Origin of the sequence: Methylobacterium sp. 391_Methyba4 (assembly GCF_029691625.1) — a bacterium.
In the GTDB taxonomy this organism is placed as follows: domain Bacteria; phylum Pseudomonadota; class Alphaproteobacteria; order Rhizobiales; family Beijerinckiaceae; genus Methylobacterium; species Methylobacterium fujisawaense.
The window spans coordinates 3,202,679-3,223,343 of the sequence record NZ_CP121475.1; the positions used below are offsets into that span (position 1 = coordinate 3,202,679).

A 20,665-nucleotide genomic window follows, 5' to 3' on the forward strand; every position below is an offset into this window, starting at 1 on the left:
GCCTGACCACTTCAATATACTCGGGCGACATCCGTTCCTTCAGGCCCCTCGTCGAGCGTTCAGTCCAGCGATGTCCGAACCGGTGCCATTCCAGGCCGTCTTCAACGGCCGGGTCCCCGCCCCCCAGTTGGAGGCCAACGGGACTCCGCGGCGCGGGTGCCCGCTGTCCGACCTCCGCGACCGCCTGCGTCGGGCCGGCCTGCGGCCGACGCGGCAGCGTCTCTCCCTCGGCTGGCTTCTGTTCGGCCGCGGCGACCGCCATCTCACGGCCGAGATGCTCTACGACGAAGCGATGCGCGCCAAGGTGCCGGTGTCGCTGGCGACGGTGTACAATACCCTCCATCAGTTCACCGAGGCGGGGCTGCTGCGCCAGCTCGCGCTCGACGGGTCGAAGGCCTATTTCGACACGAACCCGACCGAGCACCACCACTTCTACCTGGAAGACGAGAGCCAGGTCATCGACATGCCGGATTGCGGCATCACGGTTGATTCGCTGCCCGAGGCCCCCGAGGGGATGGAGATCGCCGGGGTCGAGGTGATCGTACGCCTGCGCCGCAGCCGGCCGGCGGGCCGCCGCCAGGGCTGACGCCACGGCACGGCTCGAGGAACCATCAGGATCGTCGCGAAGGCCCGGGTTCGTCCGGGCCTTTGCGTTTGCGCTCGGTCGCGCGACACCGGAGCGCCGGCCATTCCGGTCGGGGTGCGGCGCTCGATGCGGAAATCGGATACCGTCTGCTGCGCGGTCCCGGGATGGGAGTGTACGTGCCGGCCGGCATCGCCCGACGGCGATGATCGCGCCGGACGCTACTCCACGACCTCGTTCGGATAGACGCCCCACAGGCGGTTCTGACGGATATAGCCATCCACGTCCCGCTTGTTCGGCAGGGCGACGATCAGGCGGCACCACGTGCCGGTGCAGCTCTTGACGCTGCCGATCACCCCGGTCTGAAGCTTGGCCTCGTCCTCGGCGCCGTCGTCGGCCTTCGCGCGCAGCGATACGGCAGCCTTCTCGACGCCCTTGTCGGGGCCGGCATTCACGATGGCAGTCCGGCGGCCGGACAGCAGGGAGTGCAGCACCCAGCCTTCGGTCCCCTCCGAATCGCGGATCCGGCGCCAGGTCTCGAACTCGCCGATGATCTCGACGGGCAGGCCGGCCCGCTGGAAGACCCAAAGGGTGCGGTGATCCTTGGAGGGGCCCTCGCGGAGGTTGACGCGATCGGTCTTCAGGCTCGCGTAGCGCGGCAGCGGCAGCTTGGTCACCGGTCCGACCCCAGCCTCGGGGCCTGCGGGCGGCGCCGCCCGGGCACCGGTCGCGAGGCCGCCGGCCAGCATCGCCACGACGGCGAAGCTGAGGCGTGACACGCGCATGGTCGTCTCCCTATCCAGACGTGGCGTTGGTGGGCGCCGGACCTGTCGAAAGCAGGGCCGGTTCGACACGCGGACCGGGCCGCATCCGATTGTGTTCCGGCCCACCTCTGGTAGAGAGGCCGATGGGTCGGAACTGGCTCCGGAACCGGCGCCTCGTGACCGATCCTGTCTGGCCGAGTTCGGTTAACGGACGCTTGCGGGAAGCGGTTCGGGCGGAAGCCGCCGGGCGCGTGCCGCAATCAGGGCCGCGGGGCTGACGGGGAGAGAGACGTGTCGAAGCGCAAGCCGCTGGTGGTCGTGACGCGGCGCCTTCCGGATGCCGTCGAGACGCGGATGCGTGAGCTGTTCGACGTCAGGCTCAATGCCGACGACGCTCCGCTGGCGGCGGACGATCTGGCGGCCGCTTTGCGCGAGGCCGATGTCCTCGTCCCCACTGTCACGGACGAGATCGATTCCGGCCTGATTGCCCAGGCCGGACCGAACCTTCGGCTCATCGCCAATTTCGGTAACGGCGTCGATCACATCGACGTGGCGGCGGCGCTGGAGCGCGGCATCACGGTCACCAACACGCCCGGCGTGCTGACCGAGGACACCGCCGATATGACGATGGCGCTGATCCTCGCGGTGGCCCGCCGGGTGACCGAGGGCGCGCGGATCATCCCGGATGACGAGTGGACCACGGGCTGGTCGCCGACCTGGATGCTCGGCCGGCGCATCACCGGCAAGCGGCTGGGGATCGTCGGCATGGGCCGGATCGGCCAGGCCCTGGCCAAGCGCGCCCGCGCCTTCGGCTTGCAGGTCCATTACCACAACCGCCGCCGGGTGCCCGCCGCCATCGAGAGCGCCCTCGACGCCACGTACTGGGAATCCCTCGACCAGATGCTGGCGCGCGTCGACATCGTGTCGGTGAATTGCCCGCACACGCCGGCCACCTACCATCTGCTCTCGGCGCGGCGCCTGAAGCTGCTCAAGCCCGAGGCCATCGTGGTCAACACCGCCCGCGGCGAGGTGATCGACGAGAACGCCCTGGCGCGCCTGATCGAGGGCGGCGAGGTTTCGGCGGCCGGCCTCGACGTGTTCGAGCAGGAGCCCGCAGTCAGCCCCCGGCTCGTCAAGCTCGCGCGCCAGGGGAAGGTCGTGCTCCTGCCGCATATGGGTTCGGCAACCTATGAGAGCCGCACCGACATGGGCGAGAAGGTCATCATCAACATCAAGACCTTCATGGACGGCCACAGGCCGCCGGACCGCATCCTGCCCAGCATGCTCTGAGCAGCGCTGCGCCTTCGAGGGGCCTCAGGCCGCCAGCGGCTTTCTGGCGGCCTCGACGCTTTGGAACAGGCGCTCCGAGGTCGGCGCGAGGAAAGCGAAGCCGCATTCCGGGCTCTGATCGGAGAGGTCCTTCAGATCGGAATGGCCGACGCACAGCACCTTGCCCGGCTCCGCGCAGACCGCGAGGCGCTGCGCGCGTGCACCGGCGACGGAAGGCCCAATTCGCCCACGACACTGCCCGCGCCCGCCGCGAGACCGACTTCCGGAACCCGGAAGACGCCGCTCTCGATGCGGCAGATGGCCGGCCGTGTTTCCCTGGGGCAAGGCGCGGAGCCGGCGAACGGGATGGTTCGATCGCGCGGCGTGGACGGCCGGTCCGGAAGCGCAGAGGGTCCGCACGGGCGGTCTTGCCGCGATCAGAGGGCGTCGCCGGTCACCGCCTGGGGCTTGGCCATGCCCTGAACGCCCTGGAACAGGCGTTCGCTTGTCAGCTTCAGGAAGTAGAACCCGAATTCAGGGTTCTGGTAGTAGAGTTGCTTCACGTCCGAATAGGACACGCACAGCGCGTGACCCGCCTCGACGCAGACCAACGACGCGGTTCGGGCATTGCCGGGTGACAGCAGACCCAGCTCGCCGACGATCCCGCCCTTGCGCACCTCGAGGCCGACTTCCGGGATCCGGAACACGCCGCTCTCGATGTAGTACATCTCGTCGGCGAGATCCCCCTTGCGGAACACCACCTCGCCGACACCGAACGGGCGCCGCGAGCCGAAGGGCCGCAGCCATTCGAGGGACAGGTCGCCGTCGGCGGCCGTCTCAACGTCGCGGACGAGGCGCATCATCTGCCAGAGCCGATAGGCGTTGAAGGGCATCTGGATCAGCTCTGTGAGCACCACCGGCATGCTGCCGATCAGGATGCCGTAGGTGATCACGGCACAGCTTGCGCAGAGCGAGATGATCCGCAACGGAATCATCGTGCTCATGGCCGTCGCCGAAATGGTCAGCGCCGTCCCGAGATAGCCGATGCCCTCGACCCAATCCATGGCCGCCCCCTGAAGCGTGTCAGCCGGGGGATGCCTGTCTTGCCCCGCTCCGGCAAGCTTTTCGGGGCTTTCCGCGCAGCGGGGATCTCAGCCTGTGCCTGCACGGATACGCGTCCCGGCCCCGTCCGTGACGACCGCGGCCACGGCCTCGGCGGCTCGAACGCCCTCCTCGTAGGCGCCGCCGACGGTGCCCCACTGTTCCCGGGACAGCGCCTCGCCGGCGAACCAGACCGTATCGGCCACCGCGCCGCGCAGGGCCTGTCGCGCCGGCGCATGGCCCGGCGGGACCACCGCCCACGATCCGCGCGACCATCGGTCGTGGCGCCACGCGCTCACCGCCGGGATCGTGAGGTCGCGCAGCCGTGCGCCGCCGAAATGCTCGGCCAGGACCGCGCGGACATGGCGGCGCACGCCGTCTGCGCCGGAGCCAGCGGCGTCGATCGCCGCCGCCTCGTGCAGGTCGAGTTCATAATAGTGGAACGGCGTTCCGTCGATGCGGGTCAGAAGCCCCGGCGGCGCGTGACGCCCGCCATGGATCGCCGCGAGCCGGTCGCGGCCGCGGAACGGGCTCGACGGCCAGTGCAGCACCGCGTGCTCGTAGATGCCGGTGGTGAACCCGTCGATGGCGGCGCGGGCCGCATTCGGCAGCGGCGGCGAGAAGACCGGCCCCTCACGCAACACCATCATCGGTACGGTCACGATCACGGCGCGCGCGGCGTGCTCGGCTCCGGCCGCGGTTGTCGCGCGGACCCGGCCGCCCGACCAGTCGATCCGCGTCACCGCTGTCGCGAGCGCCACCGGCAACCCGTCCGCCAAGCGGGCGAGGTAGCTGCCGTAGCCGTCGGCGAGGAAGTAGTTGTCGCCGTATTCGAGGCTGGGGAAGTCCTGAAGCGAGACCTCGTTCAGCGGCCGGCCCGACACGAGGCCATGGACCTGCGCCACCCGCGCCCCCCAGGGCCCGAGCCCCGGCGGCAGCGCGCTGCCTGCCTGCCGGTCGGGACCGGGCTGCGCGGCGCCGCGGGTCATGGCCCGGTCGGCCCGGTCGAAGGCACGCCCGTTGGCCCGGATCTCGGCGGCGCGGCCGGGCCGACGCCCGACCCAGACGTGGCTCTCCTGCGGCGCACGGCGCAGCCGCTCGCCGCGCGTCCGACCGAGCGTCACCAGGGGATTGATCGGCCCGGCATGCAGCCAATGGGCTCCGAGATCGAGGGCATGTCCGCGCAGGGCGACAGTCAGGGCGCGGCCACCGACGCGGTCCCGTGCCTCCAGCACGGCCACCGAAACCCCCCGTGCGGCAAGAGTCCGGGCCGCGCCGATCCCCGCGGCACCCGCACCGATCACCAGCACGTCTGCCACTTCGGGAAGCGGCGCGAGGCGCGGCCTGTAGGCGGGGCGGAACGCCGGGTCGATCCATCGGGACTCCGCAGCCTGCGGCATCGCGACCTGTCCGGTGGTGCCCTGTCCGGTGGTGCCCTGTCCGGTGGTGCCCTGTCCGGTGGTGCCCTGTCCGGTCGTGTCCTGTCCGGTGGTATCCTGCACGCGTTCTCCCCGCACCCTCTCGCCCCTGCGACGGCTCCCGGCCTTGCACCGGTCGCCACACCGCTCCACAACGCGCCTGCGCCGCTTTCGGCGCGGGCCGGAACACTTCGCCCGATGCTCGTCGAGTCCGCCGCGGCGGCGTTGCGCCAGACCTTCTCGCCACCGCTGCGGGCGATCCTGTGGAAATCCCTCGGCCTGACGGTCGGGCTCCTGCTCCTGGTCTGGCTCGGCCTGACCCGGCTCATCCAGGCGTTCCAGGCGAGCCACCACATCTCCACCCAGTACCCGATCCTCGACAACCTCGCCTACTATCTGGCGGGGGTCGGTCTCGTCGTGGTCCTCGCCTACCTGATGCCGGCGGTCTCGATCCTCGTGGCGGGCTTCTTCCTCGACGATGCCGCCGAGATCGTCGAGCGCACCGATTTCCCGAATGACCCGCCCGGACGCCCCATGCCGTTCGGAACTGCCATGCTCTATGCGGTGCGCTTCGCCGGCCTGACGCTTCTGGTCAATCTCGCGGCGCTGGTGATCTTCTTCGTGCCGGTGATCGGAATCGCGGCCTTCTTCGCGGCCAATGCCTATCTGCTCTCCCGCGAGTATTTCGAGATGGCGGCGGCCCGGTTCCGGCCCCTTCCGGAGGCCGCCGAGATGCGCCGCGCTTTCTCCGTCCGGACACTCGGTGCCGGTTGCCTGCTGGCGGCCCTGATGGTCGTTCCGATCCTCAACTTGCTGACGCCGCTCTTCGGAATCGCGCTGATGGTCCACCTCCACAAGCGCCTCGGCCGACGCCCGCTGGTGACCGGACCCCTGCGTTAGGCCCACGCATCTGCGAGGATGCGGCCCGTGACCGCTCTGGCCGGCCCGGCCGTCGCCCGCTACCTTCACCGTGACCCGACCGGACGTTCGGGGCGGAGAGCCGATCGATGAAGGCGCACGACGCGGGTGCGGACGTTCCACCGCCGCCCGGCAAGGTCCCGTTCTTTCTCGTAGGGCTTGCCGCAATGGGACTCCTGGCCTGGGGCGCCTACGGCCATTGGCAGCGCGACGCGGAGGCGACCGCGACGCTGGAGCGGATCAAGACCCTCGTGCCCCAGGTGCGGACCGTCGCGGCCGTGCGGGCGGAGGGCCCCGTCGATCTCGTGCTTCCCGGCGAGATGCAGGCCTTCACCACGGCGGCGATCGCCGCCCGCGCCACCGGCTACATCGCCGAACGCCGGGTCGATATCGGATCGCGCGTGAAGGCGGGCGAGCTGCTCCTGCGCATCGCCGCACCGGATCTCGATCAGCAACGCGCGCAGGCCGAGGCGCAGGTCGGCCAGTTGAGGGCGCAGTTGCTCCAGGCACAGGCGCAGGTCGAGCAGGCGCGCGCCAACGTCAACCTCGCCAACCTCACCAATAACCGCACCTCCACGCTCGCGGTGCAAGGTTGGGCGTCGCGGCAGAACGCCGACAACACCCAGGCCGGTGTGCTCAGTCAGGCCGCGGCGCTCGCCGCCGCAGAGGCCGGCGTGAAGGTCGCCACAGCCAACATCAAGGTGCAGGAGGCCGTCGTCGACCGCCTGAAGGCGCTCACTGCGTTCGAGCGCGTCGTAGCCCCGTTCGATGGCGTCGTAACGGTGCGCAATGTCGATGTCGGGGATCTTGTCCGGGCCGATAACGGCGGGACGCCGCTCCTGAGCATGGATCAGGACAGCACCCTGCGGATCACCGTCAACGTCCCGCAGAACGACGCCATCGGCGTCAAGCCCGGTGTCCAGGCAGCGATCACCGTCCCGCAGATGCCGGGCCGCCGCTTCGAGGGTTTCGTGGAGCGCAGCTCCGTTGCGCTGAACGCGGCGTCGCGTACGTTGACCACCCAGGTGGACGTGCCCAATCCCGACCGGACCCTGCGCGCCGGGCTCTATGCCTACGTCACCCTCAAGATCCCCCGGACCGAGCCCGGCGTAACGATCCCCGCCGAGGCGACGGTGTTCAACAGCAACGGCCTGCAGGTCGCGACCCTGGGCGACGATGACCGGGTGACATGGCGGACGATCCGCGTGCGGCGCGATCTCGGGCGCACGCTGGAGCTGGATTCCGGTCTCTCCGCGGACAGCCGCATCATCTACAGCCCGGCTCCGGACTTGCGCGACGGCCAGTCGGTCGAACCCGTGAAACCGCCGCAGTCGATGGAGCCGCTCCGATCGGCGCAACGCTGATCGGCCGGGAACAGCCCTCTGCAATCCGCGTCGGGCTCACCATCGGCCTCACCCTCGCGCCGAGCGACGGGACGAGCTGTGAGAAGCGCATCAAGAACGCCGAGGCCACCCGCGATCGCGGAAAAGGCCGAGGCGTGCGGCGCGTTGCGGTTCTTCGGGCCTGCGATGGATGAGCGCCCCCAGGTTCGCAGGATCCCGGAGTGCGATCTGCCCGATGTGCTCGCCGGGGAGATCTTCGAGGCCTGTGATCGGCTGGTCTACAGCCTCGGGGCGGATCGCATCTGCGCGTTCACGTCGGCACGCCTCATCACCGCTTTGCACGCGTCACTGCGGCGGACCGGATTGCCAGGACGGCGGCCGAAGCCGGACGCGCGCCGCCCCCGCGAGGAGGCCGCGCGCGCCATCGGTCTGTGGACGGAGGGACCGCCCTATTCGGCGGCGTCGAGGCGCGGGCGCTCCACGTGGCTGCGCTCGGCCTTGACCAGCTCGGCGGTCCGGAACGCCACCTCGAGGGCCTGCTCCGCGTTGAGGCGCGGGTCGCAGTAGGTGTGGTAGCGGTCCTGAAGGTCGTCGGCCGTCAGTGCCCGGGCGCCGCCCGTGCATTCGGTGACGTCCTTGCCGGTCATCTCCAGATGGATGCCGCCCGCGAAGGTGCCCTCGGCCCGGTGAACGCCGAAGAAGCCTTCTATCTCCTGCATCACCCGCTCGAAGGGCCGGGTCTTGTAGCGGCCCGCCGGGATCGTGTTCCCGTGCATCGGATCGCAGATCCACACCACCGAGCGCCCTTCCCGCTCGACCGCCCGGATCAGCGCCGGCAGGTGGTCGCCGACCTTGTCGGCGCCGAAGCGGCAGATCAGGCTGAGGCGCCCCGGCTCATTCTCCGGGTTGAGCAGGTCGATCAGCCGGATCAGGCCTTCGGCCTTCATGGACGGGCCGCACTTGAGGCCGATCGGGTTCTTGATGCCGCGGGCGTATTCCACGTGGGCGTGGTCGGGCTGCCGGGTCCGATCGCCGATCCACAGCATGTGGCCGGAGGTCGCGTACCAGTCGCCCGTGGTCGAATCGACGCGGGTCAGCGCCTCCTCGTAGCCGAGCAGCAGTGCCTCGTGGCTGGTGTAGAAATCGGTGGTCCGCACCTCCGGATGCGTCTCCGGATTGATGCCGATCGCCCGCATGAAGTCGAGGGCGTCGGTCATGCGGCCGGCCACATCCTGGTAGCGCGAGGATTGCGGCGAATCCTTCACGAAGCCCAGCATCCAGCGGTGCGCGTTCTCCAGGTTGGCGTAGCCGCCGGTGGCGAAGGCGCGCAGCAGGTTCAGGGTCGCGGCCGACTGACGGTAGGCCTCGAGCTGGCGGCGGGGATCCGGAACCCGCAACTCCTCGGTGAAGCCGATGCCGTTGATAATGTCGCCCCGGTAGCTCGGCAGGCTCACGCCCTCGAGGGTCTCGGTGGGCGAGGAGCGCGGCTTGGCGAACTGGCCGGCGATGCGCCCGACCTTCACCACGGGCGATCCGCCCGCGAAGGTCAGCACCATCGCCATCTGCAGGAACACCCGGAAGAAATCCCGGATGTTGTCGGCGGAATGCTCGTCGAAGCTCTCGGCGCAGTCGCCGCCCTGCAGCAGAAAGGCTTGGCCCACGGCGACGCGCCCCAGCGCCGCCTTCAGCTTGCGGGCCTCACCTGCAAAGACCAGCGGCGGAAAGCTCGCGATCTGCGACTCGACGGCACCCAGGGCGGCAGCGTCCGGATAGGCGGGCACCTGCTCGATCGGCAGATGTCTCCAGCTTTTCGGTGTCCAACGCTCGCCCATGGTCTCTCTCCGCGCACCTCTTCGTGCGATCGCGCCGTCGCGCGAAGCGCGGCTTATAGAGAGGTTCCTTCACACTTGCGAGTGCCGCGAAACCGGGGGCAGGCGCGCCTCGGCGTCAGGCCTCGCCGTCTTCCACCTCGATCCCGTGCTCGGCCAGGATCCAGAAGATCGCCTCCAGGTCTTCCGCCGACACGTCCCGGGGTGGCAGCGCCTCCTCCAGATCGTCGTAGGTCAGGTTGCGGCTGCGCTGCGCCTCAGCCTTGGCGAGCAGGCGGTCGATGGCCTGACGGATATCGGGCGGCAGGGCATCGTGGCTCGGTGGCCGATGGAAGGCCGGCCGCAGGGCGTCCGCCAGCAGGCCATCGATGATCGCCTGCCGCCGCGCATGCGCGTCGTCCTCGCGTCGTCCCTTGCCTGTGCTCGGCTTGCCCATGCCACAGATATGGCTCGGTCGCGCACCGCGTCGAGGCCCCGCCCGCACGGAGGTTTCAGCCGACGCCGACCGGATGCTTGGTGACCTCCGGAACCCGCATGGTCACGAGTTCCTCGGCGGCTGTCGGATGGACCGCGATGGTCCGGTCGAAATCGGCCTTCGTGGCACCCATGGTCACGGCGATACCGACCGCCTGGATCACCTCCCCGGCATCGTGGCCGAAGATGTGGACGCCCACCACCCGGTCGCTGGCGCAGTCGACCAGCACCTTCATGAGGATGCGTTCCTCGCGCCCGGACAGGGTCGCCTTCATCGGGCGGAAGCGCGCCTTGTAGACGTCGATCTTGCCGTAGATCTCCCGGGCGGCCGCCTCGTTGTGGCCGACGACGCCGATCTCGGGGGTCGAGAACACCGCGGTGGGGATCAGGCGGTGATCGACGCAGGAGGGCCTGCCGCCATAGACCGTGTCGGCGAAGGCGTGGCCCTCGCGGATCGCCACCGGCGTCAGGTTGGCGCGGTTGGTCACGTCGCCCACCGCATAGATCGACGGGACCTTGGTCTGCGAATAGGCGTCCACCGGGATCGCTCCGACCCCGTCGGTCTCGATCCCGACGCGATCGAGGCCGAGCCCGTCCACGTTGGGCCGCCGGCCGGTGGCGATGAGCACCTGATCGACCCGGATCTCGCTGCCGTCGTCGAGCTCCGCGCAGAGGCCGCCGTCCTGCCGTGCGATGCGCCGCAGCGTGCGCCCGAGCCGCAGGTCCATCCGTTGGCCGTAGGCCTCGGCGAGGGCGTCGCGGATCTCGTCGTCGAAGCCGCGCAGCAGCCTTTCGCCCCGGTGCAGCAGCGTCGTGCGGCTGCCGAGCGCCGCGAAGATGCCGGCGAATTCCACCGCGATGTAGCCGCCGCCGATCACCAGGATGCGCTCCGGCAGGCTCTCCAGCTCGAACACCTCGTTCGAGGTGATCGCCAGATCGATCCCGGGCACCGCCGGCTCCTTCACCGGATGCGCGCCCACCGCCACGAGGATGCGTTCCGCCCGGACCGTGCGGCCGGACTTCAGCAGGCGGACCGTGTGGGGATCCTCGATCACCGCCCGCTCGGGCACGATCTCGACGCCGGCGCGGATCAGGTTGGCGTCGTAGATGCCTTCGAGCCGGGTCACCTCCGCGTCGCGCCGGCTCTTGAGGGTGCCCCAGTCGAAGCGGGGCTGTCCCACCGTCCAGCCGAAGCCCGCGGCATCCGCGAACTCGTCGGCGAAGCGGCCGGCATAGACCATCAGCTTCTTCGGGACGCAGCCGCGAATCACGCAGGTGCCGCCGACGCGGTACTCCTCGGCCAGCATCACCCGCGCGCCGTATCCGGCCGCGATCCGCGCCGCGCGGACACCACCGGACCCGCCGCCGATGACGAAGAGGTCGACGTCGAACGCGCTCATGCCGGACCGTCCCGCTCGGATCTCTCGTTCGCGTCGGCAGGAGACGCCGCACGCATCCAGGTGATGGCAGCGCCGAGCCCCGCCGTCCACCATGCCGCCCAGCCGTTGTGCTCGACGAAGGCGATCGCGGCCGCGCAGGCCACGAGACCGAGGGCCGCGGCGCGGTCCGGCTGCGTCAGCCGCGCGATCCGGGCAAGCATCAGCATCAGCGTCAAGGCGGCGAGGAGGGCGCCGGGCAGGCCCAGCTCGGCCCAGATCTGCAGGAAGCTGTTGTGCGGATGCCCGACCCCGAGCAGGACCCGCATCTCGGGGGGCACCGTCTGCGCGACGGGCGTCTCGGCGAAGCGCGCGCTGGTGCCGAAGCCCGCGCCGCGCCAGGGATCGGCCGCCACGGCGGCGCCGAAGCTGCGCGCGATCGCGACCCGTGCCCGGGAGGAGGACTGGACGAGCCGCTCGTGCGCCGCCTCCGGCATGGCGCGGGCGAGAAGGTCGCCCTCGACCGGGGCGAGCGCCACGGCGAGGCCGAGACCGAGGCCGGCGAGGCCGAGACCTACCCGCAGGGGCAGCATCCGGGCCAGGGCGGCCATCGCGGCGCCGGCCAGCAGGCCGAGCTGGGCGGCGCCGCTGATCGAGCGGAGGACGCCGAGCGCCGCGAAGCCCAGCACCGCCGCCGCCAGGCCCCGGGCGCTGCCTTTCCAGAGCACCAAGGCCAGCGGACCGGCCACGAGATCGAGGGTCAAGGCCGGCCGGTTGTGAACGAAGGCGGCGATCCGGCGCCCGAGCGCACGCTCCAGGGCAAGATCGGAGGCGAGGTCGATCGCGATCAGGAGGCCTGCGAGCCCGACCGCGATCGCGCCGAGGCGCGGCGCGAAGGCCGGTATGCGGCCGGGCGCCAGACAGGCGAGCAGGTAGGCGGCCAGCAGCGTCGGCAGGAACTCCCCGAGAACCCGGAGCGACGCGGCCGGGAACGGGCTCCAGGCGAGTGAGATCAGGGCCCAGGCCAGGAAGGCGAGCGCTGCGCCGGCGAGCGGCGTCCGGAGCGGTCCCAGCAGATGGCGGCGCAGGGCGGCCGCGTCCTCCGCCCAGCGCCCGGCCAGGAAGGCGAGCGCCGCCAGCCCGCAGATGAGCGGGCTCGACCGGTTGGCGAGCACCATGGCGAGCGGCATGACGGCGAGGAGCACGCCGCCCGCCGCGTAGAGGCGGCCGGCCGCGCTCATGGTCGACCTCTCACGGCGATCGACCCGCGGGGGCGGCCACCCTCACTGCATCTGATGCCCGCGCTTGCCCATCTCGGCGCGGACGCGGACCATGACGTATTCCGAGACGTCCTGCGTCCAGTCCTGCATCTCCTGCACCATCTCGTCGAGAAGCTGCGGCTGCGCCTCGACATAGTGCTTCCCGGCGGGCGAGCGGAAGAAGGTCGCGATCTCCTTCAGCTCGGCTTCGGAGAATTTCGACGCGTAGGTCCGCGCCGCGATGTCGATCATGCGCTGCTTCTGCAGTTCCATCTCCGGCTGCAGCGAGGCCAGGACTTCCTCGAGATCCTTGGAAAGCTCGGGCCGGGTGACTGTCTGCTTGCGGATCTGATCGGCGAAGGCGGGCAGCACCGAGTCGAACGAACGGGCGATGCCGGAGCTGAGCATCACCTCGCGGGCGAGTGCCAGATGGCTCGGCGAAAAGGTGGAGGCCGCCGGCGTATTGGCGGCCGGGGTGCCGCCCGCCGGGGCATTCGGCTGCGCCGTCGGCTTGGTCGGCGCGGGTTTTTGAGGCTGGGCTGCAGCTGGATGCGGAAGCGCCAGGAGCGCGAGGCCGAGCGCGAGGCCGGGCGCGGCGATGAGGCGTCGGGACATGCTGGACTTTCTTGCGAGGATGACCTGCGATTGAGGACGGCGCCTCAGGCGAGGCTGCCGAGAACGGTGACCTCGGCCTGCCCGTCCCGCGCCGCCGCCAGGATCGCGGCGTCGGCGATGCCGAGGAACAGGCCATGCTCGACCACGCCCGGCACGGCCCACAGCGCGGCGCCGAGAGCCTCGGGATCGGGAATCGCACCGAGATGCGCGTCGAGGATGTAATGGCCGCCGTCGGTGACCAGGGGCTTGCCATCGGGCCGGCCGCGCAGCCGGACCGCACCGGAGCAGCCGGCCGCCGCGACCGCCGCCTCGACGGCCCGGTGCGTGGCCTTGAGGCCGAAGGGATTGACCTCGATCGGAAGCGGGAAGGCGCCCAGCCGCGCCACGTGCTTGGCCGCGTCGGCGATCACCACCATGCGGCGGCTCGCGCAGGCGACGATCTTCTCCCGCAGCAGGGCCGCGCCGCCGCCCTTGATCAGGCGCAGCTGGTCGTCGACCTCGTCGGCGCCGTCGATGGTCAGGTCGAGTTCCGGCTGCTCGTCGAGGGTCGCGAGGCGGATGCCGAGGCTCTCCGCCTGGGCCCGGGTCGCCTCGGATGTCGGGACCCCGAGGATGTCGAGTCCGGCGCCGACCCGCTCGCCAAGGAGCGCCACGAAGGCCGCCGCCGTGGATCCCGTCCCGAGGCCGAGCCGCATGCCCGGCTCGATGAGGTCCAGGGCGCGGGCGGCCGCAGCCCGGCGCAGATCCGGCCCGCTCACCGGGACACCGCCCGATCGGCGAGGTTGGGCGAGGAATCGCGCGTCATGGGCAGCCGGTCTCTCCGTGAGATTCGGTCGGCCCGTAGCACGGGACCGGGCCGACCGGAACGCCCGCGCCGGCAAGGCGGCATCACGGCCGCCCACCCTGTGTCGGCGTGGCGCTGGCCCCGGCCCGACCGGGCGCGGGTCCGGTCAGCGGCGCATCGGACGCGCTCTCGACCCCGGGCTTGCCCTGCTGGGTGCAGACGACCTGCTCCTTCTTAACCAGCACGAAGCAGATGCTCATCTCGCCGGTCCGGTAATTCACCCGGAAGACCCCGGCTTCGCGGGTGTGGCGGCTCGCCACCAGCCCGTATTCCGACGGGGTCTGGGGCCCGGCACCCTCGCCCGGCCCGAAGCAGACCGTCTGGCCGATTCCCCCCGCCGATTCCTGAAGCCCGTACTGGCAGGAGGTGACCTCTCCGGTCACCTTGTCGACCCGGTACATCCGGTTCAGGTCGGTCTGTGGCGCGGGCACGAACTCGAAGGAGGTCGCGGCCGCCGGCAGGGTTTGGAGCACGGCGCAGGCGGCCAGAAGGGGCAGAGACGGTTTCATCGCGGATCCCGGGGCTGGTACGCGCTGCGTTTCGCCGCGCTTTCAGGCGAGTCTGGGGCGCTGGGTGAGACGATCGGTGCATCTGCCGCGTCCCCTCCGCCGGCTTGCCCCGCATCGCCGGCCCCGATAGCGACGCCGTTTCGAGATCCCGGCCAGCACGGAGCCCCTTAGGCATGCCCACCGAACCGACGACCCCGCCCCCGATCGCCGTGTTCGACCTGGATGGGACCCTCGCGGAGACCGCGGGCGACCTGATCGGCACGCTCAACGTCCTGATGGCGCGCGAGGGGTTGTCGGAGCTGCCCCTTTCCCAGGCGCGTGGGCTGATCGGGGCCGGCGCCCGGGCGCTGATCCGGCGCGGCTTCGAGGCCGAGGGTCGGCCGCTCTCGCCGGAAGACCACGACCGGCTGTTCGATGCCTTCATCGACCATTACGGGGACCACCTTGCCGACACGACCTACCTTTTCCCCGGCGTGGTCGAGGCCCTCGATTCTCTCGAGGCGGCGGGATTCATGCTGGCTGTCTGCACCAACAAGTTCGAGGGGCAATCGGTGGAGCTGCTGCGCCTCCTGGGCATCGGTCACCGCTTCGCGGCGATCTGCGGCCGCGACACCTTCCCGCAAGCCAAGCCCGATCCGCGCCACCTCACCGGCACGATCGCACGCGCCGGTGGCGATCCGGCGCGCGCCGTGATGGTCGGCGATTCCCGGACCGACATCGACACCGCCAAGGCCGCCGGCATCCCGGTGGTGGCGGTCACCTTCGGCTATACTGATCGCCCAGTTTCCGAACTCGGGCCCGATCGGGTGATCGAGCACTTCTCGCAGCTTGTCGAGGCGGTGGACGCCCTCGTACCGGCCGCACTCGCCTGATCCTCAGCGCAGCCAGGTCTTCAGCCGCGACACCGCTTCGCGGCACTCGGCCTCCGAGCCCGCGAACGAGAACCGGACGTGGTGGTGGCCGAGATCCGGGTCGAAATCGAGACCCGGCGTCGCCGCGACATCGGCCTCGTCCAGCATCCGCCGGCAGAAATCCGAGGCGTCGTCGGTGAGGTTCGAGACGTCGGCGTAGAGGTAGAAGGCGCCGTCGGCGGGATGCACGCGGCCGAGGCCGAGGGCCGGGAGCGCGTCCAGCAGGATCGCGCGGTTGCGCGCGTAGCCGTCGCGCACGGCGTCCAGGTCCTCCGTGGCGTCGAAGGCCGCCAGCGCACCGACCTGCGAGAGGTAGGGCGCCGAGATGTAGAGGTTCTGCGCCAGCCGCTCGATCGGGCGGACCAGCGCCTCCGGCACGACCATCCAGCCGACGCGCCAGCCGGTCATGCAATGGTATTTCGAGAAGGAGTTGATGACGACCGCGTCGGGGTCGAAGCGCAGGGCCGTGACCGTGGGCAGGCCGTAGCTGAGGCCGTGATAGATCTCGTCGGAGATCAGCGGCAGGCCGAGGTTGCGCGTTGCCGCGCAGAGATCCTGCAGGGCGGCCTCCGTGATCACCGTGCCGGAGGGATTGGCCGGGCTCATCACCAGCGCCCCGGCGACCGGCGCGCGGGCATGGGTCTCGCGGAGCAGGGCGGCGGTCGGGGCGAAGCGGTCCTCGGCGCGCAGCACCATCGGCGCCGGAACGAGGTCGAGGGCCGTCAGGATGCTGCGATAGGCCGGGTATCCGGGCTGCGGCACGGCGACCCGGTCGCCGGAATCGAACAGGCTCATGAAGGCGAGGACGAAGCCGGCCGAGGATCCGGTCGTGATCACCACCCGCTCCGGGCTCACCGCGACGCCGTGCCGCTCGGCATAGCTCCGGGCGATGCGGGCCCGCAGGGCAGGCAGGCCGAGGGCCTCCGTGTAGGGGATGCGGCCGGTGGCGAGCGCCGCCTGCGCGGCCGCGATCACCGGGCCGGGCGCGGGGGCGGAGGGCTGGCCCACCTCCATCCGCACCACGTCGACGCCAGCCCGCGCCTTGGCGGCGGCGGCGGCCATGACATCCATCGCGAGGAACGGCTGGACTGCGGCGGCCCGCCGGGAGATCGGGGTCATGGCATCCCTCGCTGCAAAGTCGTCTGCGCCGCGCTGCCGGCGCGCCGGGGGTAGACCCTCGCGGCCCGCGCCTCAACCGGATGCCGGACCGGCAGCCGCGACCGATTCGATCGGCACGGGCAGGATTTGACCGGACGCCGCGAAAACGCCTAACCCAGCCCCTACCGCTCGCGCCACGCGCGGGCCGGCCTGCCGCGCAAGCGAGGATCCATGCCTTTCATCCGCCCCCTGCCCGCGCTGGTCCTGGCGCTCGGCCTCGTCGCCGTCCCCGCCCTCGCGCAGACCGCGACGCCCCCCGCCGCGCCCTTCACGGACGCGCAGCGCGCTGGCATCGAGGCGATCGTCAAGGACTACCTGATCAAGCATCCCGAAGTGCTTCAGGAGGCCCTTGCCGAGGCTGAGAAGCAGCAGGCCGAGACGCAGCGTCTCGCCCAGGCCGCCGCCTTGAAGGAGTCGCGCGAGGCGCTGCTCAACGGGCCCCACGATGTCGTCGCCGGCAACCCGTCGGGCGACGTCACGCTGGTCGAGTTCTTCGATTACAATTGCGGCTACTGCCGCAAGGCGCTGGCGGACGTCCAGACGCTGATCAAGTCCGATCCGAAGCTGCGGGTGGTGATCAAGGACTTCCCGGTGCTCGGCCCGGAATCCCTCGAGGCGAGCCAGGTGGCCATCGCGGTGCGCCAGCAGCTCAAGGGCGACAAGCTGTGGGAGTTCCACCAGAAGCTCCTGGAGACCAAGGGCCGGGTGAACGGCGCCCGGGCGATCCAGGTCGCCAAGGACCTCGGCGCCGACACGACCAAGCTCCAGAAGGACATGGCCTCACCCGAGGTGAAGGCCGCGCTCAGCGAGAACCGCGGTCTCGGCGACCGTCTGGGCCTTTCGGGCACGCCGGCCTTCATCATCGGCGACGAGGTGATTCCCGGCGCGGTCGGCGTCGAGCCGATCCGCAAGACCATCGCCGACGTGCGCCAGTGCGGCCACGCCTCCTGCTGAGCTGACGGATCGACCCGACGGACCCCGAAGGCGTTCCGCGCAGCCTTGTCGCGCCGGGGCGCCTTCGTCTAAGAGCCGCCAGCCGCAGGGCCGCGGTGGAGGTCCAGGGCCGAGCCCGGATGGACGCACCGACGTGCCGCGAGACGAAGTAGGCCGGATGCCAAAGAACGACGCCATCGATCCCGAACTCGTGCGCGAGCTCGCCAACCTCGTCACCGAGACCGGCCTGTCCGAGATCGAGGTCGAGAAGGGCGACCTGCGCATCCGTGTCGCGCGGCGGCTCGAACCCGTGAATGTTCAGGTGGCGGCGCCCGCGCCCCTCGCGGCCGTGGCCCCGCCCCCGGCGGCGGCCGCGGCGCCGTCCCCCCTCGCCCCGGCCGAGCCGGCCCGCGCGCAGCCCGGCACCGTGCCCTCGCCGATGGTCGGGACCGCCTATCTCCGGCCCTCGCCCGACGCCAAGGCCTTCGTGGATGTGGGCTCGAAGGTCGAGGTCGGCGACAAGCTTCTGCTCATCGAGGCGATGAAGACCTTCAACGAGATCGTGGCGCCCCGCGCCGGCACGATCAGCGCGATCTTCGTCGAGGACGGTCAGCCGGTCGAGTTCGGCGAGGCCCTGCTCGTCATCACTTAGGACGTCCGCCGGGCGCTCGCCGCTCCGTCCCGGACGATGCCGCAACTCAAGAGGATAGAGCATCCTGCGCGGTCCGGGATCGCCAGGACGCCCTAACGGGTCCGATGTTCGACAAGATCCTGATCGCGAACCGCGGCGAGATCGCCCTGCGCATTCTGCGGGCGGCGAAGGAACTCGGGATCGCCACCGTGGCGGTCCACTCCACCGCCGACGCGGATGCCATGCATGTGCGGCTGGCCGACGAGAGCGTCTGCATCGGGCCGCCCGCCGCCCGCGACAGCTACCTCAACATTCCGTCGATCATCGCGGCCTGCGAGATCACCGGAGCGGATGCCGTGCATCCCGGCTACGGCTTCCTCTCGGAGAATGCCCGCTTCGCCGAGGTGCTGGCCCATCACCAGATCGGTTTCATCGGCCCCAAGGCGCAGCACATCCGCACCATGGGCGACAAGATCGAGGCGAAGCGCACGGCGCTGAAACTCGGAATCCCCTGCGTGCCGGGCTCGGAGGGCGGGGTCGAGGATCCCCATGAGGCCAAGCGCGTCGCAGCGGAGATCGGCTACCCGGTCCTCGTCAAGGCGGCGGCCGGCGGCGGCGGCCGCGGCATGAAGGTCGCGCGCACCGAGGCCGAGCTTGAGCAGGCGATCGGCATGGCCCGGTCCGAGGCCAAGGCCGCCTTCGGCGACGACGCGGTCTATCTCGAGAAATATCTGGAGAAGCCCCGCCACATCGAGGTGCAGGTGCTGGGTGACGGGCGCGGCGGCGCCGTCCACCTCGCCGAGCGCGACTGCTCGCTCCAGCGCCGTCACCAGAAGGTGTGGGAGGAAGGCGGCTCGCCGGCGCTCAACGAATCGATGCGCGCCGAGATCGGCGGCATCTGCGCCAACGCCATGAAGGAACTCGGCTATCTCGGCGCCGGGACCGTCGAGTTCCTGTACGAGGACGGCCGGTTCTACTTCATCGAGATGAACACCCGCATCCAGGTCGAGCATCCGGTGACCGAGATGATCACCGGAATCGACCTCGTCATCGAGCAGATCCAGGTCGCCTCGGGGGGGGCGCTCTCGGTCAGCCAGGCGGACATCAAGGTCGAGGGCCACGCCATCGAGTGTCGGATCAATGCCGAGCACCCGGAGACCTTCCGGCCTTCGCCGGGCGAGATCACCCATTATCACACGCCGGGCGGCCTCGGGGTCCGGGTCGATTCGGCGGCGTTCCAGGGCTACCGGATCCCGCCGAACTACGATTCGCTGATCGGCAAGCTGATCGTCCATGGCCGGACCCGCAACGAGTGCCTGATGCGCCTGCGCCGGGCGCTGGACGAGTTCGTGATCGACGGCATCGACACGACGCTGCCGCTGTTCCGGACGCTGGTCCGCAACCCGGACGTGCAGAACGGCCTTTACGACATCCATTGGCTGGAGCATTTCTTGGAAGACGGCGGCATGAAAGCCTGACCGGACCGGGGCGGGGCTGCGGCGACCGCTCCACGCGCGGGATCTGGTCTTCGCGCCGGCCGCGCGCGACACTCACGGCATGCACGATTCCGCCCGCGTGGACATCACCCCCGAGATCCTGCTGAAGGCCTACGCGGCGGGAATCTTCCCGATGGCGGAGGACGCCGACGACCCGACGCTCTACTGGGTCGAGCCCAAGGCGCGGGGCGTGTTGCCCCTCGACGCGTTCCGCGTCCCCCGGCGCCTCGCCCGGACGGTGCGGTCCGACCAGTTCGTGGTCCGCTGCGACACCGACTTCGAAGCTGTGATCGACGGTTGCGCCGCGCCGCGCCGGGACAGCGAGCGCACCTGGATCAACGCACGGATCCGCGAACTCTACGGCGCCCTGTTCGATCTCGGCCATGTCCACACGGTCGAGGTCTATGCGGGCGCGGACGGGCGGCTCGTCGGCGGCCTGTACGGTGTCTCGTTGGGGGCGGCCTTCTTCGGGGAGAGCATGTTCCACGAGGTGCGCGACGCCTCGAAGGTCGCCCTCGTCCACCTGATGGCCCGCCTCCGCGCCGGGCACTACCGGCTCGCCGATACCCAGTTCGTCACCGACCATCTCACCCAGTTCGGCGCCGAGGAGGTGCCGCGGCACGTCTACAAGCGGCGGCTCGCCGAAGCCCTCGATCAGGTCGCCGACTGGAATGTCTGGCCCGGCGACGGCTCGATGCCGGGCGCGCGGGTCCTCGAGGCTCTGGAATCTCCGGACCTGCCTTAAAGTCGAGATCCCAGAGGATCCCGGTCGAGATGCCAGGCGTCGGAGCGGACGATCCGGAGGCCGGCGTCAGCGCCGGCGCCGGTGCCGGTAGCCGGTCGAGAACGAGGCGTATTGCCGGCCGCGCGCGGACCGGTAGCGCCGGCGGCGGCTGGTGCTGGCCTCGGCCGTCTCCTCCACCTGCGGGATCGGCTCTGCCATGGCGGCCGCCGGGGTGGCAGCCGTGGCCACAGCGGTGTCGGCCGAGGCGTAGCCGCCGGCGACGTTCTTGGCCGCGGGGCCGAACATCGCGAGGCACTGATTGTAGGCGAGGTCGTTCTTCAGGCGCTCGCATTCACCGATGGAGCGCGGGGTCCCCTGAGCCAGGGCCGGCAAGGGCGCCAGCATCACGACGAGGGCAGCCAGAGGCGTAAGGCATAGGGACGGGCGGTGCACGGAGCGGGATCTCGAGCGGGAACGGGCAGGCTTGTGATCCCCGAGTGCGGCAAAATC

At 70.6% G+C, this 20,665-nt stretch carries 22 protein-coding genes; 9 read left to right on the top strand and 13 right to left on the bottom strand.

The features are described 5' to 3' along the window. Positions 1 to 70: 70 nt before the first annotated feature. On the top strand, positions 71 to 586 hold the full coding sequence (gene irr / locus P9K36_RS15000) for a Fur family transcriptional regulator Irr (RefSeq protein ID WP_012319639.1): 516 nt from the start codon (positions 71 to 73) through the stop codon (positions 584 to 586). Positions 587 to 804: 218 nt separating this feature from the next. Here the strand turns inward: irr and P9K36_RS15005 are convergent, their stop codons facing one another. Then, positions 805 to 1,368, bottom strand: a complete 564-nt coding sequence (locus P9K36_RS15005; protein ID WP_043355011.1) for an SH3 domain-containing protein — start codon at positions 1,366 to 1,368, stop codon at positions 805 to 807. Between the two features lie 270 nt (positions 1,369 to 1,638). On the opposite strand from P9K36_RS15005, the gene P9K36_RS15010 reads away from it, so the two are divergent. Further along, positions 1,639 to 2,637, top strand: a complete 999-nt coding sequence (locus P9K36_RS15010; protein WP_043380685.1) for a D-glycerate dehydrogenase — start codon at positions 1,639 to 1,641, stop codon at positions 2,635 to 2,637. 24 nt (positions 2,638 to 2,661) lie between these two features. On the opposite strand, the gene P9K36_RS15015 is transcribed toward P9K36_RS15010, so the two are convergent. The 3 genes from P9K36_RS15015 to P9K36_RS15025 all read right to left on the bottom strand — a co-directional run bounded on the left by P9K36_RS15015 (position 2,662) and on the right by P9K36_RS15025 (position 5,117). After that, entirely contained in the window at positions 2,662 to 2,796 is a 135-nt protein-coding gene (locus tag P9K36_RS15015; RefSeq protein ID WP_257791599.1) for a hypothetical protein, read from the bottom strand. A 257-nt stretch (positions 2,797 to 3,053) separates the two neighbouring features. Beyond that, positions 3,054 to 3,680: a cyclic nucleotide-binding domain-containing protein gene (locus tag P9K36_RS15020; protein WP_043380688.1), complete on the bottom strand. Its 627-nt coding sequence runs from the start codon at positions 3,678 to 3,680 to the stop codon at positions 3,054 to 3,056. 87 nt (positions 3,681 to 3,767) lie between these two features. Continuing rightward, positions 3,768 to 5,117: an NAD(P)/FAD-dependent oxidoreductase gene (locus P9K36_RS15025; protein ID WP_278307285.1), complete on the bottom strand. Its 1,350-nt coding sequence runs from the start codon at positions 5,115 to 5,117 to the stop codon at positions 3,768 to 3,770. Positions 5,118 to 5,333: 216 nt separating this feature from the next. Between P9K36_RS15025 and P9K36_RS15030 the strand changes: the two genes are divergently transcribed. Both P9K36_RS15030 and P9K36_RS15035 read left to right on the top strand, forming a co-directional pair. Next, on the top strand, positions 5,334 to 6,035 hold the full coding sequence (locus P9K36_RS15030) for a sulfate transporter family protein (RefSeq protein WP_043757826.1): 702 nt from the start codon (positions 5,334 to 5,336) through the stop codon (positions 6,033 to 6,035). Positions 6,036 to 6,142: 107 nt separating this feature from the next. Continuing rightward, positions 6,143 to 7,417 carry an efflux RND transporter periplasmic adaptor subunit gene (locus P9K36_RS15035; RefSeq protein WP_043757828.1) on the top strand — a complete coding sequence of 425 codons (1,275 nt, stop codon included), beginning with the start codon at positions 6,143 to 6,145 and terminating at the stop codon, positions 7,415 to 7,417. A 428-nt stretch (positions 7,418 to 7,845) separates the two neighbouring features. Here the strand turns inward: P9K36_RS15035 and P9K36_RS15040 are convergent, their stop codons facing one another. The 7 genes from P9K36_RS15040 to P9K36_RS15070 all read right to left on the bottom strand — a co-directional run bounded on the left by P9K36_RS15040 (position 7,846) and on the right by P9K36_RS15070 (position 14,302). Continuing rightward, positions 7,846 to 9,228, bottom strand: a complete 1,383-nt coding sequence (locus P9K36_RS15040; protein ID WP_111473890.1) for a 3-deoxy-7-phosphoheptulonate synthase class II — start codon at positions 9,226 to 9,228, stop codon at positions 7,846 to 7,848. Positions 9,229 to 9,343: 115 nt separating this feature from the next. Next, entirely contained in the window at positions 9,344 to 9,661 is a 318-nt protein-coding gene (locus P9K36_RS15045) for an RNA polymerase sigma factor region1.1 domain-containing protein (RefSeq protein ID WP_043380700.1), read from the bottom strand. Positions 9,662 to 9,716: 55 nt separating this feature from the next. Further along, complete coding sequence (gene gor / locus P9K36_RS15050; protein ID WP_043380702.1) at positions 9,717 to 11,099, bottom strand: glutathione-disulfide reductase; 1,383 nt, start codon at positions 11,097 to 11,099, stop codon at positions 9,717 to 9,719. Then, entirely contained in the window at positions 11,096 to 12,316 is a 1,221-nt protein-coding gene (locus P9K36_RS15055) for an O-antigen ligase family protein (RefSeq protein WP_100793964.1), read from the bottom strand. Before P9K36_RS15055 ends, gor begins: the two co-directional genes overlap by 4 nt. A 42-nt stretch (positions 12,317 to 12,358) precedes the next feature. Then, entirely contained in the window at positions 12,359 to 12,949 is a 591-nt protein-coding gene (locus tag P9K36_RS15060) for a DUF2059 domain-containing protein (protein ID WP_043380704.1), read from the bottom strand. 44 nt (positions 12,950 to 12,993) lie between these two features. Next, positions 12,994 to 13,707 carry a ribose-5-phosphate isomerase RpiA gene (gene rpiA / locus P9K36_RS15065; protein WP_043757834.1) on the bottom strand — a complete coding sequence of 238 codons (714 nt, stop codon included), beginning with the start codon at positions 13,705 to 13,707 and terminating at the stop codon, positions 12,994 to 12,996. A 130-nt stretch (positions 13,708 to 13,837) separates the two neighbouring features. Further along, positions 13,838 to 14,302 (bottom strand): hypothetical protein, encoded by a 465-nt coding sequence (locus tag P9K36_RS15070; protein WP_043380709.1) that lies wholly within the window; start codon positions 14,300 to 14,302, stop codon positions 13,838 to 13,840. A gap of 173 nt (positions 14,303 to 14,475) precedes the next feature. Here P9K36_RS15070 and P9K36_RS15075 point away from each other — a divergent pair, with 173 nt between their 5' ends. Next, complete coding sequence (locus P9K36_RS15075) at positions 14,476 to 15,174, top strand: phosphoglycolate phosphatase (protein ID WP_278307252.1); 699 nt, start codon at positions 14,476 to 14,478, stop codon at positions 15,172 to 15,174. Positions 15,175 to 15,177: 3 nt separating this feature from the next. Here the strand turns inward: P9K36_RS15075 and P9K36_RS15080 are convergent, their stop codons facing one another. Further along, positions 15,178 to 16,332: an aminotransferase class I/II-fold pyridoxal phosphate-dependent enzyme gene (locus P9K36_RS15080; RefSeq protein WP_043757840.1), complete on the bottom strand. Its 1,155-nt coding sequence runs from the start codon at positions 16,330 to 16,332 to the stop codon at positions 15,178 to 15,180. A gap of 210 nt (positions 16,333 to 16,542) precedes the next feature. Between P9K36_RS15080 and P9K36_RS15085 the strand changes: the two genes are divergently transcribed. From P9K36_RS15085 to aat, 4 genes are all read left to right on the top strand, one after another. Beyond that, positions 16,543 to 17,325 carry a DsbA family protein gene (locus P9K36_RS15085; protein ID WP_043345940.1) on the top strand — a complete coding sequence of 261 codons (783 nt, stop codon included), beginning with the start codon at positions 16,543 to 16,545 and terminating at the stop codon, positions 17,323 to 17,325. Positions 17,326 to 17,482: 157 nt separating this feature from the next. Next, positions 17,483 to 17,956 carry an acetyl-CoA carboxylase biotin carboxyl carrier protein gene (gene accB / locus P9K36_RS15090; protein ID WP_043345938.1) on the top strand — a complete coding sequence of 158 codons (474 nt, stop codon included), beginning with the start codon at positions 17,483 to 17,485 and terminating at the stop codon, positions 17,954 to 17,956. 104 nt (positions 17,957 to 18,060) lie between these two features. Further along, positions 18,061 to 19,413 (top strand): acetyl-CoA carboxylase biotin carboxylase subunit, encoded by a 1,353-nt coding sequence (gene accC / locus P9K36_RS15095; protein WP_043380714.1) that lies wholly within the window; start codon positions 18,061 to 18,063, stop codon positions 19,411 to 19,413. Positions 19,414 to 19,492: 79 nt separating this feature from the next. Further along, positions 19,493 to 20,176, top strand: a complete 684-nt coding sequence (aat, locus tag P9K36_RS15100) for a leucyl/phenylalanyl-tRNA--protein transferase (RefSeq protein ID WP_043757844.1) — start codon at positions 19,493 to 19,495, stop codon at positions 20,174 to 20,176. Positions 20,177 to 20,242: 66 nt separating this feature from the next. Here the strand turns inward: aat and P9K36_RS15105 are convergent, their stop codons facing one another. Continuing rightward, positions 20,243 to 20,608, bottom strand: a complete 366-nt coding sequence (locus P9K36_RS15105; protein ID WP_043345929.1) for a hypothetical protein — start codon at positions 20,606 to 20,608, stop codon at positions 20,243 to 20,245. Positions 20,609 to 20,665: the final 57 nt, after the last annotated feature.

What these genes read in the sequence shown, in the direction of transcription:
- irr (WP_012319639.1), top strand. Translation starts at nt 71, where the DNA reads ATGTCCGAACCGGTGCCATTCCAGGCCGTCTTCAACGGCCGGGTCCCC.
- P9K36_RS15005 (WP_043355011.1), bottom strand. Translation starts at nt 1,368, where the DNA reads ATGCGCGTGTCACGCCTCAGCTTCGCCGTCGTGGCGATGCTGGCCGGC.
- P9K36_RS15020 (WP_043380688.1), bottom strand. Translation starts at nt 3,680, where the DNA reads ATGGATTGGGTCGAGGGCATCGGCTATCTCGGGACGGCGCTGACCATT.
- P9K36_RS15025 (WP_278307285.1), bottom strand. Translation starts at nt 5,117, where the DNA reads ATGCCGCAGGCTGCGGAGTCCCGATGGATCGACCCGGCGTTCCGCCCC.
- P9K36_RS15030 (WP_043757826.1), top strand. Translation starts at nt 5,334, where the DNA reads ATGCTCGTCGAGTCCGCCGCGGCGGCGTTGCGCCAGACCTTCTCGCCA.
- P9K36_RS15035 (WP_043757828.1), top strand. Translation starts at nt 6,143, where the DNA reads ATGAAGGCGCACGACGCGGGTGCGGACGTTCCACCGCCGCCCGGCAAG.
- P9K36_RS15040 (WP_111473890.1), bottom strand. Translation starts at nt 9,228, where the DNA reads ATGGGCGAGCGTTGGACACCGAAAAGCTGGAGACATCTGCCGATCGAG.
- P9K36_RS15045 (WP_043380700.1), bottom strand. Translation starts at nt 9,661, where the DNA reads ATGGGCAAGCCGAGCACAGGCAAGGGACGACGCGAGGACGACGCGCAT.
- gor (WP_043380702.1), bottom strand. Translation starts at nt 11,099, where the DNA reads ATGAGCGCGTTCGACGTCGACCTCTTCGTCATCGGCGGCGGGTCCGGT.
- P9K36_RS15055 (WP_100793964.1), bottom strand. Translation starts at nt 12,316, where the DNA reads ATGAGCGCGGCCGGCCGCCTCTACGCGGCGGGCGGCGTGCTCCTCGCC.
- P9K36_RS15060 (WP_043380704.1), bottom strand. Translation starts at nt 12,949, where the DNA reads ATGTCCCGACGCCTCATCGCCGCGCCCGGCCTCGCGCTCGGCCTCGCG.
- P9K36_RS15070 (WP_043380709.1), bottom strand. Translation starts at nt 14,302, where the DNA reads ATGAAACCGTCTCTGCCCCTTCTGGCCGCCTGCGCCGTGCTCCAAACC.
- P9K36_RS15075 (WP_278307252.1), top strand. Translation starts at nt 14,476, where the DNA reads ATGCCCACCGAACCGACGACCCCGCCCCCGATCGCCGTGTTCGACCTG.
- P9K36_RS15080 (WP_043757840.1), bottom strand. Translation starts at nt 16,332, where the DNA reads ATGACCCCGATCTCCCGGCGGGCCGCCGCAGTCCAGCCGTTCCTCGCG.
- P9K36_RS15085 (WP_043345940.1), top strand. Translation starts at nt 16,543, where the DNA reads ATGCCTTTCATCCGCCCCCTGCCCGCGCTGGTCCTGGCGCTCGGCCTC.
- accB (WP_043345938.1), top strand. Translation starts at nt 17,483, where the DNA reads ATGCCAAAGAACGACGCCATCGATCCCGAACTCGTGCGCGAGCTCGCC.
- accC (WP_043380714.1), top strand. Translation starts at nt 18,061, where the DNA reads ATGTTCGACAAGATCCTGATCGCGAACCGCGGCGAGATCGCCCTGCGC.
- aat (WP_043757844.1), top strand. Translation starts at nt 19,493, where the DNA reads ATGCACGATTCCGCCCGCGTGGACATCACCCCCGAGATCCTGCTGAAG.